At 36.2% G+C, this 11,296-nt stretch carries 7 protein-coding genes and 1 pseudogene; 1 reads left to right on the plus strand and 7 read right to left on the minus strand.

Going from position 1 to position 11,296, the window contains the following annotated elements; translation table 11 throughout:
• Positions 1–177 precede the first annotated feature (177 nt).
• Positions 178–324 (plus strand): hypothetical protein, encoded by a 147-nt coding sequence (locus AC3DU7_RS13125; RefSeq protein ID WP_488039785.1) that lies wholly within the window; start codon positions 178–180, stop codon positions 322–324.
• A 461-nt stretch (positions 325–785) separates the two neighbouring features.
• Here AC3DU7_RS13125 and AC3DU7_RS13130 read toward each other — a convergent pair whose 3' ends face one another.
• The 7 genes and pseudogenes from AC3DU7_RS13130 to ppk1 all read right to left on the minus strand — a co-directional run bounded on the left by AC3DU7_RS13130 (position 786) and on the right by ppk1 (position 10,507).
• Positions 786–2,141, minus strand: a complete 1,356-nt coding sequence (locus tag AC3DU7_RS13130) for an ATP-binding protein (protein WP_488039791.1) — start codon at positions 2,139–2,141, stop codon at positions 786–788.
• Positions 2,142–2,300: 159 nt separating this feature from the next.
• Positions 2,301–3,734: pseudogene (locus AC3DU7_RS13135) on the minus strand (SAV_2336 N-terminal domain-related protein); the annotation flags it as partial.
• Positions 3,735–3,915: 181 nt separating this feature from the next.
• Entirely contained in the window at positions 3,916–4,962 is a 1,047-nt protein-coding gene (locus AC3DU7_RS13140; protein WP_488039786.1) for an AAA family ATPase, read from the minus strand.
• Between the two features lie 74 nt (positions 4,963–5,036).
• Positions 5,037–5,372, minus strand: coding sequence for an element excision factor XisI family protein (locus AC3DU7_RS13145; RefSeq protein WP_488039787.1), 336 nt, complete (start codon positions 5,370–5,372; stop codon positions 5,037–5,039).
• Positions 5,342–5,776 carry a XisH family protein gene (locus AC3DU7_RS13150; RefSeq protein ID WP_488039788.1) on the minus strand — a complete coding sequence of 145 codons (435 nt, stop codon included), beginning with the start codon at positions 5,774–5,776 and terminating at the stop codon, positions 5,342–5,344. Before AC3DU7_RS13150 ends, AC3DU7_RS13145 begins: the two co-directional genes overlap by 31 nt.
• Before the next feature lie 304 nt (positions 5,777–6,080).
• Positions 6,081–7,934, minus strand: coding sequence for a VMAP-C domain-containing protein (locus tag AC3DU7_RS13155; protein WP_488039789.1), 1,854 nt, complete (start codon positions 7,932–7,934; stop codon positions 6,081–6,083).
• Positions 7,935–8,335: 401 nt separating this feature from the next.
• Positions 8,336–10,507: a polyphosphate kinase 1 gene (gene ppk1 / locus AC3DU7_RS13160; RefSeq protein ID WP_488039790.1), complete on the minus strand. Its 2,172-nt coding sequence runs from the start codon at positions 10,505–10,507 to the stop codon at positions 8,336–8,338.
• Positions 10,508–11,296: the final 789 nt, after the last annotated feature.

Here is an 11,296-nt window from a genome sequence, read left to right on the forward strand (position 1 = left end):
AGTAGGGAGTAGCAAGAAGGCTTTAGTTGTTTAGGAGAGAAGGCGATCGCTACTTAATCAGAAATTATCTAAAATCTAAAAACTATAACGTTGGAGTTTTTTGTTATTTGTGAAAGGAGGCGATCGCTACTTAATCAGAAATTATCTAAAATCTAAAAACTATAACGTTGGAGTTTTTTGTTATTTGTGAAAGGAGGCGATCGCTACTTAATCAGAATTTATCCAAAATCTAAAAACTATAACGTTGGAGTTTTTTGTCATTTGTGGAAAGAGGCGATCGCTCTTGTTACTCCATCTCAAAACTCTTGTACAACAGATGAATAAAACATTAATCTATGGAGAATAAGCGATCGCTACTTAATCAGAATTAATCTAAAATCTAATAACTATAACGTTGGAGTTTCTTGGTATTTGTGAAAGGAGGCGATCGCTATTTTGACTGTATCTCCAATTTAATAACTATTGAACAATAGATGAATAAAACATCAATCTATGGGGAATAAGCGTTCGCGGAGCGGAACGGATGATAAGATCGCTACTCTATCAAAATTAATCTAAAATCTAAAAACTATAACGTTGCAGTTTGTTGGTATTTGTGGAATGAGGCAATCGCTATTTTGTCTCAGTTTAGTAGGTTGGGTTAAGCGACAGCGAACCCAACAAAAACTTATGTAGCTTGAGTTGACGTTATCCTACTTGAGCAATAGTAATAATGGGAGCTGAAAAATGTTGGGTTTAGGTATCGAAACCCAACCTACGTTTACTAGAGCAATTCTACGAGTCAATTACTGCGACTCCAGCGCATCTTTTAACAAAGGATTAACATCAAACCAAGAACCTCGATCATCTTGATACTCATAAACAAACATACTCCGGATTAAAGTTTGGTATCCGTCATCTCCCGTTACTTTTTTTGTCCGAGCTACAGCTACTTGGCGTAATAATTCCCACTCCTGGTCATCTATAGCTAAAATTCGCTCATTGTGATAGCTTCTAATTACATTCTTCATACTACTATGAGATATTGGTAACTCACTTTCTTCCATAATAGCATCATTAACTATGCGCAATACATTTCGGACATGACCACCACTGAAACGACATAAGTAATCTAAAGTTTCCTGACTATCAAAGATTTCGGTAACTTTTGCCAAACGTTGCTGTGGATCTAATTCCGGAAACGCTCTTGCCAACACTAACTGTCGAACTAACTCCATTCCTTCAGCACATTCACTACCGTCGCGTAACTGTGTGGCCACCATTGGCAATATTTGGGGGTCTTTCTTAAATCTTTGAGTTAATGCTTCATAGTCATTGGAAAACCTTAGTGCTAAAGGAATGGTATAAATTACATGGCACTGAAGTCTAGTTAGTTGCTCCCCTCGATCTACAAATAGATATTCTGGTTGAGTTTTGTCTTGATATTTAATAGTATTATCAACTTTATCAAGGTTATCAACAATGACTACTAATCCATTTTTGTCATACTGTTTCAGCTTTTCGTTAGCAGGTTCAAACAATTCTTGGTTAATAGTTTCAATAATGCCACTGGTGCGGGGTCCGAGATATTCTCTGAGTTTACTACGAACTTCAGGACTAGCTTTTGCCTCAGCAGTTATCTTGCCTATTCCGAAAGAGAGTTCAATGTTAGATATTTCAATTTCTGTCTGCAGTAATTTGGCTGCTCCCTGAAGTATAGTTTTAAGTTTTGTGGGTTCTTCCAAGTTGAGCTTTTCCCAAGTCTCCAAACTTTTACTCACTTGTTGGGCAATAGTTAGAAGAATATCGCTGATATCTACATCTCCCATTTCTATATGTCTGTCAGACTCGACGTAGACAACATGAAATCCTTCTAGTTCTAACTGTTGCTTCAGTCGCCAAAGTTCCGTGGACTTACCACAACCAATGTGTCCGGTAAATAATTGGCAAGTAGGTATGTCTGAATACCAGAGAATAGTTTTTTTCAACTTTTTGATAATTTCTCCCCCACGCACTGGAGAAAAGTCAATGTAGTATTTTGTGTCAATTTCTGCATTGTCTATAAACAAAGGAATGCCAGGATCTGTTGCATTAAAGAAGGCTTGGATATTTACAGTTGTTAATTTAACTGCTGGATAACCTTCTCTACTATTAAGTTCCAACTCCTCCGCAACTTTCCCATACTCCCCACCCAAACGCCTTAATACCTGAGCAGTAACCGTCGCAAAATATCCAACCTCCTCAACAACCCCACTATCCTCAACCTCTTTCTCCCTCCTCAAAACAGCAGCAAAATCTTCCAACGACAAACCGACTCTCTCCGCTACATATTCCGACACCTTATCCACCACCTGCAACACCCATTCTGAAGGCATCGAATCTATCAATAACTCTCTCACCCCATCCACAAACCCATACAAAACATCATCGGAATTACTCTCCACCTTAATTTCAGACAAAGGCTTTAATAAACCTCCCAAAAACACCTCGGCCACATTAACTTGTAGAGACTCTGGCAACAATGCTCCTCGAATCAACCGCACCACAGGCAAACTAATAACAGGTGCCGCAGCTAATAAACCTGCCAATTTTCTCGCCATGGGAGAAGCAGTCACCCGAAATGCTTGTACCCGGTCTTCCGCACTCAACTGACTATAGTCAAGATTAAACAATTTATTCTCCTTAACCGGAGCATCCAATTTAAACACAAACCCCAAAGTCGAAACACTACTTTTACCAGACAACATTTGTGCCCAAGTAGTTGCCTTATCCTCCTCCAAAGTAAATATTGGAACTTTAACGCCTTTTTTCTCCTCCAACTCCTCCCACAAAGACACTTCCTGAGCAATTAAATTTTGGTTAGACACTCCGGGAGTTAATGCTCGTAACCTTACCTCCGACGCTCTACCTAAAGCTGTTCGTTTCCACAACCACTTGGGCAACATCTGAATAATTGCTGTCGGTACAGAATTTGCCCAAATTTCTAATGCTTTTGTCACTGTGCCATCTCGCCAGTAAGACGAAACACAATCACTCACTACCAATATCAAACGACGTCCGCTCCCATCTATTAATTCTTTGGAGCTACGGGGAAATTTATTTTTAGCTGCTGCACCTATCCCCCGACGAACCTGCACTTTTTCTCCATCATTGGCAGTCATCCCCCAGACTCGCACATCTCGGAAAATTCCATAGTTTTTCAGCAATTTTTCCAAATCTCTGATGGTTTGTCTCCAAATTTGCATGGATATACTTTCGTCAACTACCAATTCCAGGTCTAACCAAGGCTCTAAGGTAGGTCTTAATACAGGCAACCACAATTTTGTATTGGCAATACCTTCGATAGTGGCAGCTTCATCGAGAACAAAATTTGTGCCAGCGGGAATACGACGCATTAAAGGTTTTAACGCTCGTGCTAAAGTTAATGGTTGACGCAAGGAAGGAGCATTGGGGGTTTTAAAGGATAAATCTAAGGATTCGGTTTGCTGTTGACTCTGGGGATAAATTTTTGCTTTTTGTGCCTCGGAATCTAGATTTTTTCGTATTTCATTTGAGTCTGGAGTCTGAGGTTTTGAGTCTGAGGTTGTGGTTTTATTCTCGATCGCTCCTATGTCTTCCTCAACCAAGGAAAAGTCTGAAGAAACTGACTCAGACTGAGATTCTTGTATTTGTAATGCCAACCAAATAGTATCAGCTATTTCCTCTGTTGACATTCCCGCTTTTTTACTCAGTGCGGTAATTAATTTGTCAATCATCTATCCTCCTCACTCGTCAAATATTTCTCATCCTGTTGTTCGGGTTTTAACTTGCACATTATCAGGACTTACGCACTGACAACAGATATAGGGTTTCGGTGCGTTACGCTACCGCTAACACACCCTACCAATAGCTCCTGGGAGGGGTTAGGGGTGGGTTCCCACACTTCCGGATTTGATATTATCTATCCTCCTCACTCGTCAAATATTTCAGCAAAACCTGAGTCAAATTTTCCTCATCCTGTGGTTCGGGTTTTAACTGGCGAGTCATTATATAGATAGCATTCAAAAGTTGGTCTGTAGCAAGGTCGCCTCCCGAACGTTTTTCTATAAACTTATCAATCAATTCTTCAATTTTTGCCTCATCCTTAGTCAACACATCACTACCCAAGTGCGCTCTGACAATTTCTTTCAACGCCTTCGCATCAGGATCATAAGGCATGGTTAACCGCAAACATCGTCTGAGAAAAGCTGGTGGAAAATCTCGTTCCCCATTATTGGTGAGAATAATTAAAGGGAAATTCTGACAGCACACTTTTCCCTTTTTGATTGGTACATCCATGTCATCATAAGTGCGAACCTCTACCTGGGAAACATCTTTAGAAAGACGAGCTAATTCAGGAATTTCAAACTTTCCCTCCTCAAACAAATTGAGTAGATCGTTAGGTAAATTAATATCGCTCTTATCTATCTCATCAATTAATAAAACTCGGGGTTTGGGGAAAGGAAGTAAAGCTGTACCCAGAGCGCCAAGTTTAATATAACGACCAATATCTTTACTTTTGTCGCCCATTTGTACATCCTGAAGGCGGGCGATCGCGTCATAATCATACAACCCATCTTTCAAAGTTGAGCGAGCGGTAATATACCAAGGTAAAACTGGCCCTAATTTCAATTCATAAGCTACGGCGTAAGCTAAAGAAGTTTTTCCCGTTCCCGGTTTGCCCGTTACTAACAATGGTCTCCTTAAATATAGAGCTGCATTCACCATATTGATGACACTATTTCTGTCATTATTACTGTCAGTTTGAATCCGAAAACTTTTACCTCTTTCCGAATCTTCTGTTGCTTCACCTTTCTCATCTAAAAAGTTGTTCCAACGTTGTTCAATTTGTTTAATTATCTGATTATCTACACCAATAAATTTACGCCAATTTGGAGGTTCGGGAAGGCGAATAATTTCATCATGGGGTTGGCTATTACCTTGAAATATTTTCCAGTCATTCATAAATTTTTTTCAATAATTTTTTTAATTTGTATCATGTCCAGTAGTATTAGTTAGGTCCGCCAACACCCCTAAAACTAACAAACTGCAAAATCAGTTATCTTGCGTTTGCCGGGGGTATAAAACCCTAAAACAATTTGGTCTTTGGGAACCCCTTCTGCTAACAATTCTCTTGCTATACCATCTTCAGTTCCGTCACGATGAATCCAAATTTTATCGCCTATGATTTCTAGATGAAGTATGCAACCATGAACCATTTTATGACCCTCTACTCCCATAATCATCAATAAATAATGGTTCTGTTTTCGGTCAAAAACTGTTTTTCTCTCTACTTCGCTATAGGAATAGCGCAATTGAGCATAGTCGCCGATTATTTTCTCGATTATTTGTTGATATTTACTAATGGTATCCATTCAATAATTACCTCCTCTAATTTGTGGAAAACTACTAAGTTTAAGCGGTGATTTTCTAGCATTAGTTGGCCGATAGGTTCGCTGAATATGCCCTCATAAGCTTCTTCATCTACTGCTAAATAGAGAATTCTTTCTGGGTTTGTTTTTTTAAGTACATCATGGTAAACGATATACTGACCAACAGCATTTTCTAGATCGTTCATTGGGGAAAGACCTGCAAAACTTTTCAGTTCTAATGCTATTTTTACCTCTTCTTTTTCTGCTGCCAGAAGTAAAGAAGCACCCAAATCAATATACATATCTCTTCTCCCCCACTTAACAAAGTAAGGGTCATCGGTTATGCTCCAGTTATCTTTGACTAGAGCGTTAATTAAGTTGTTATGGTAAGTGTCTCTAGCTGGCATTATGGGAAAATCATAGGGAAGTTTTTGGATATGGTTAAAATGATTCGGTTCAAAGGTATCTCTTATTAATATTTGAGATTATTATGTAGAATTATAGCAGAAAAATTATTGGGAATACAATAGGGGGAATAATGATGGCTATCACTCCTCAAAAAAACTAACTTACTCTGCACAAAAACCTACAACTATCATTTCAGTTTTGTATCACAAATAGTTGCTAATTTTAAATGTCAAATAATTGCCAAAACTATTGTATTATCAAATTTTTTAGTCGATCAAATCTGACTTATTACTTCTGACCTCGTTATTGTCCAGGCTCCATTAATTCTCTAATTGTATCAGGAGGCAAACGATAGGGATTTTCCCAAAGAACAGCCAAATGATAACCTAAATGTTTATCTATTTGACCATTAGCATCAGCTTTTTCTCTATTATATCTAACTGATTCACATAGTTCTCTTAGAGGTTGACGAGTTAATATTTCATCAATAAAAGTTACTTGATTCCAACTAGGAATATCATTTCTGAGCCAAATCGCTATAGGTGTTGTCGCTGATAAAATTGCTCTAAATAAATCTTTCCTAATACATTCAGGATGAGCGCGAGTAATCTTCAACCCGATTTTTTCTTTTAGTTTTATTTTTAATGATTTCCATTTAAAACTTTCCATTTCTGACAAATGCTCAAATAATTTTAAATCAGCTTCCTTTGGTAAATGTTGTTTAACTTCATCCCAATATTCTCGCCATTGGTGTAGATAAGAATATAAATAACCAAGTTCAAGACGTTCTAGCGATCGCAATCTAATTGGATATTGAATTCCTAAAGTAATTTCTTCATCTACAGGGTCAGAAATTTTCCATCTGTCTACCTCCTCACACATTAAATTACTAGGTAAAAAAAACTCTATTGTTAGGGAAAAATTTTTGTTTTTAAGATATTCCAGCGCTTTTTTGAGAAGTTTATTAAATTCTTGGGAAATTTGAGTTGACTTACAAAATATTCCCTGTTGTTTTTCTTTGGGGTCAAGGAGGGATTGAAATTTCGATAAATTTTGTACTGAATCATCAATAATTAACCAAGCATTTAAGAAAAAATATTCATTTTCATCTGGAATAAGTGTTGCTAATATATAAGACTCAACTTTTTCTAATTCTTCAGAAAAAAAATCTGTGGAAGATTTATTTGTATTTTCTGTTAAAGGATTTTTTGGTGCTAATTTTTCTACTTCCTCTTGCAATTGATTCCGAATTTCTCCAGGAATATCTGGAGCTTGAATTAACTGTTCAAAAAACTGAGGGATTTTTCTAAATTTATGCAAATTTTCTAATATTTGTTCAATACTATCTACTTCTAAATCCCAAATTTCAGCATCAGCAGGTAAAGAATCTTGATAAGCCTTTTGGATAGTCTCTAGAGAAATACTAGAAAAATCTAAATCTGGAAAAGATGCTAGAGAAATATTGTTAAACTTACTGCCTTTAACCAATAATTGAGTCAATGAACTTTCTCTTTTAAGTTGTTGAGAAATAGTAGAAGGTATCTTAGCCCAAATTTTTTCAATAGCTTCTATAGATATTGCTCTTCCTACTTTCCCCTCCTGTTCATTTCGACCCTCCTTATGAGTAGTCACGCCCACAACAAAACCTGTTTCTAAATCAACAACAGGCGCTCCACTATAACCAGGTTTAAGTTTTCCTTGTGTAATTTTTAGTTCCCAAACGCCAACTTTTTCTTGAGACTTAATTACTTTTCCTCTAGCATCAATTATTCCTCTGATTGTCTGGCATTCTGGTATTTTATCTTCGCTATAAAGATAGTTGCCAGAAATATTAACTTGGCAAATTTTTTCTTTATCCCTAGATAAAACCCTTAACTTGAACAGGGGAAAATTTAACAACCCTTTAATTCGTAAAACTGCTAAATCAAAATCATGAATACTTCCTATCGCCACAACATCTACAGGAATATCATTATTATTATTCACTCGTACATTCTCCTCACCACCCACATCTTTAACAACATGGGCGCAGGTAAGTAAATAAGTATAATTTTCTTCCCGATAAAAAGGAAACCCAGTACCAATAACATTTGCTTTTCTGTCACTAGCACTGGTAATTAAAACAATAGATTCTGCTAAATTTTCTGGGTTAATCATCCTTTGAATATTTTGGATTAAGCACTAATATTATATCCAATAGTTGGAGATGGGGAGTAGGGGAAATTGAACTAATGTCATGTCCGAAGGCAATCATTTGTGTAAACCCAAGGTTGAATATCTGGAAATTTAAGTTTTTTTCTTCCCTCTTCCCTCTTCCCTCTTCCTTCTTCCTTCTTCCTTTCCCGCTCTAATTAGGGCTTGCTGATTAAATCTAAAATAATTACCAGATATAAGGTTTTAGACTTTTTAGGCATTGAAAAAGTACATGGTTTTCAGCTCTTAATGCTCAAAAAGGAGCGCATTTTTAGCGCATAGTTGGGCAAAAAAATTCTCCCCTACTCCCCGCTCCCCTACTCCCCCACTCCCCTACTCCTTAAAAAAGACTTTTTCAGCAGACCCTAATTAGTAACTGCCGTTTCCATCAAAATTTTATGACAACCCAATTCTGGAGAATTTTCCACAGGGCAACGCTGAATATACTCACCATCTGATTGTAAATCCCAAGCTTGACGGTTGTCAGATAACAGAATACCCATAATCTCTTGCAACTCCTTCGTTAAGTCAGGATCTTCAATAGGGGTAATAGCTTCTACCCGACGGTCAAGATTACGAGGCATCCAGTCCGCAGAACCGATATATACCTCCTCTTGAGCATTATTATAGAAGTAGAAAATACGAGAATGTTCTAAATAACGCCCAATAATACTTATTACCTTAATGTTTTCACTTACACCCTCTAAACCAGGACGCAGACAGCAAATACCTCGTATAATCAAATCAATTTTTACCCCTACTTGAGAAGCTTCGTATAACTTAGCAATTATTTTCGAGTCCACCAAAGAATTCATCTTAGCAACAATGCGACCTGTTTTTCCTTTTTGGCAATTCTCAATTTCACGATTAATTAGTTTAATAAAGCGATCGCGCATATTTACAGGAGCTATTAACAATTTCCGATAAGACTGCTGGCGCGAATATCCTGTCAAGAAATTAAACAAATCTGTTAAATCTGCTCCCAACTCTGGGCGACTGCTGAATAAACCTAAATCAGTATAAAATTTAGCTGTCTTGGGATTATAGTTACCAGTGCCAATATGAACATAGCGACGGATATGACCTTCTTCCTGACGCACCACCATCACAATTTTAGTATGAGTCTTGAGACCTGCTAAACCATAAACAACGTGAACGCCAGATTGTTCCAACTTCCGCGCCCATTGAATATTATTTTCTTCATCAAATCTTGCTTTCAACTCCACTAATGCTGCTACTTGTTTGCCATTTTCTGCCCCAGCAATTAAAGCATTGACAATAGGTGAATCTCCAGAAGTACGGTAGAGAGTCATCTTAATTGCCAAAACATTAGGATCGTGGGCAGCTTGAGTAATGAAACTTTGTACCGTATTTGTAAAAGAATGATATGGATGATGTACCAATACATCTTTCTGGCGAATAACTGAGAAAAAGTCTATGCCATTATTCTTATTTTGGTCAGAAGTTACTATGAGATCGCCATGATTTCGCAATCGTTGAGGGATAGTAGATGCCCAATTTGGATCTTTGAGTTCTGGCAATGGCAAACCCATGAATGACATCAAATCTTTTAGATCGAGTAATCCATCTACTGTGTATACATCTTTTTCTAACAGCTCCAACTTTTCCATTAATATCTTTTTTAATGTACTAGGCATTGTTGGATTAATTTCCATTCTCACTACGGTACCACCAATACGGCGTTTTCTAAGTTCTTTTTCGATTACCAATAGCAAGTCATCGCCCTCATCTTCTTGCACTGATAGATCGGCATCACGAGTAATCCGAAATAGGTGATATTCCTGGATATCCATACCAGGAAATAAAGCACCCAAATTATGAGCAATGATTTGTTCGAGAGTTACTCCCATCCAATTTACAATTTTATTCTTTTCTTGCACCTGTAATTTTTCTGGTAAGGGTAAAAACCGAGGTAATATTTTGGGAACTTTGATTCTAGCTAATAAATCTTCCTGAGTTTCAGGATTTTTCAGCATTACTGCTAAGTTTAAACTGAGATTAGATAGATAAGGAAAAGGGTGACTCGCATCAATTGCTAAAGGTGTTAGTACAGGAAATATATGTTCTTCAAAATAATTTTGTAAGTATATTTTTTGTTTTTGATTTAGGTCAATATAATTAAGGATATGAATGCCATTTTTTACTAATTCTGGTCGTAAAGTTTGCTCAAAGAATTTATGTTGTAAAGAAACCATTGGCAATAGTTTTTGATTAATCCCGTCAAGTTGTTTTTGGGGGGTACGACCGTCTGGAGTTAATTTATTTACTTCAGCTTCTATTTGTTTTTTCAGAATTGCTACCCTAACCATGAAATATTCATCTAGGTTAGAACTAAAAATTCCTAAAAACTTTAAACGCTCTAATAAGGGAGTACGGGGGTCTAAACCTTCAGATAAAACTCTACGATTAAATTCTAACCAACTAAATTCTCGGTTAAAGTAGTATTGTGGCTCGCTAAATTTTTTTTCTGCCTTAGTTTCTACACTTTCTGTCGTATTTTTTTTGTTTTTGGACATAGTTAATTAAGATATATTTTGATATTTGTTCAAATTAATATTGATTGTAAGGTAGTCTTTAACCTTTGTAAAGTATACTTTTCAAATGAATATTTAGTATAGCTATATACATTGAGGAATCTAGTTAAATTGCTAGCAAGATTCAAATTTGTTACAGGATGAAGTGATAGAAATCAGATAGTATTTTTTTTTAATTTTGTTTGTTATTTATCTAGACAAGTTATGATTTGGTAAATAATTGTTTAAATAATTGCAATTGTATTGAAATAAAATTATTTTTTTATCACAAATATCTATATAATTTTGGAGTAAAAATATGTAGTTTTGCAAAGAATAAATGCTTTGTTTAATTCCAAAAATGAACAAAAATAATAGTTAGTTTAGGTCATACTTCAATTATTAAGTGATTAACACAGGTGTATGGATTTTTTTTGATAATTAGCACCCCAGTTATTGTTAATTATTCTGATGTTTACTACTCCCCCACTCGCCATTGTAGATAAAAATTGAATACTTAGGTATTATGAAGATTCTGTAAAGCTATTCAAAAATTAGTCAATTGAATACTTAGGTATTATGAAGATTCTGTAAAGCTACTCAAAAATTAGTGAAAAGCAACCGGGTTCATACTATATTAAATTTACAGCTTTGTTACATAAACATCTCTAACTTCACACTATGTATGCTATACAAAACTTTATTGTTAATATCAGCCTTGTAAATCAGGTTTATAGTGTTTTTATTCAACAAAGCCGAAAATTCCAATAAAGTTAGGCAAAATAAACAGGA

Source organism: Okeania sp. (genome assembly GCF_983059655.1).

What these genes read in the sequence shown, in the direction of transcription:
- AC3DU7_RS13140 (WP_488039786.1), bottom strand. Translation starts at nt 4,962, where the DNA reads ATGAATGACTGGAAAATATTTCAAGGTAATAGCCAACCCCATGATGAA.
- AC3DU7_RS13145 (WP_488039787.1), bottom strand. Translation starts at nt 5,372, where the DNA reads ATGGATACCATTAGTAAATATCAACAAATAATCGAGAAAATAATCGGC.
- AC3DU7_RS13150 (WP_488039788.1), bottom strand. Translation starts at nt 5,776, where the DNA reads ATGCCAGCTAGAGACACTTACCATAACAACTTAATTAACGCTCTAGTC.
- AC3DU7_RS13155 (WP_488039789.1), bottom strand. Translation starts at nt 7,934, where the DNA reads ATGATTAACCCAGAAAATTTAGCAGAATCTATTGTTTTAATTACCAGT.
- ppk1 (WP_488039790.1), bottom strand. Translation starts at nt 10,507, where the DNA reads ATGTCCAAAAACAAAAAAAATACGACAGAAAGTGTAGAAACTAAGGCA.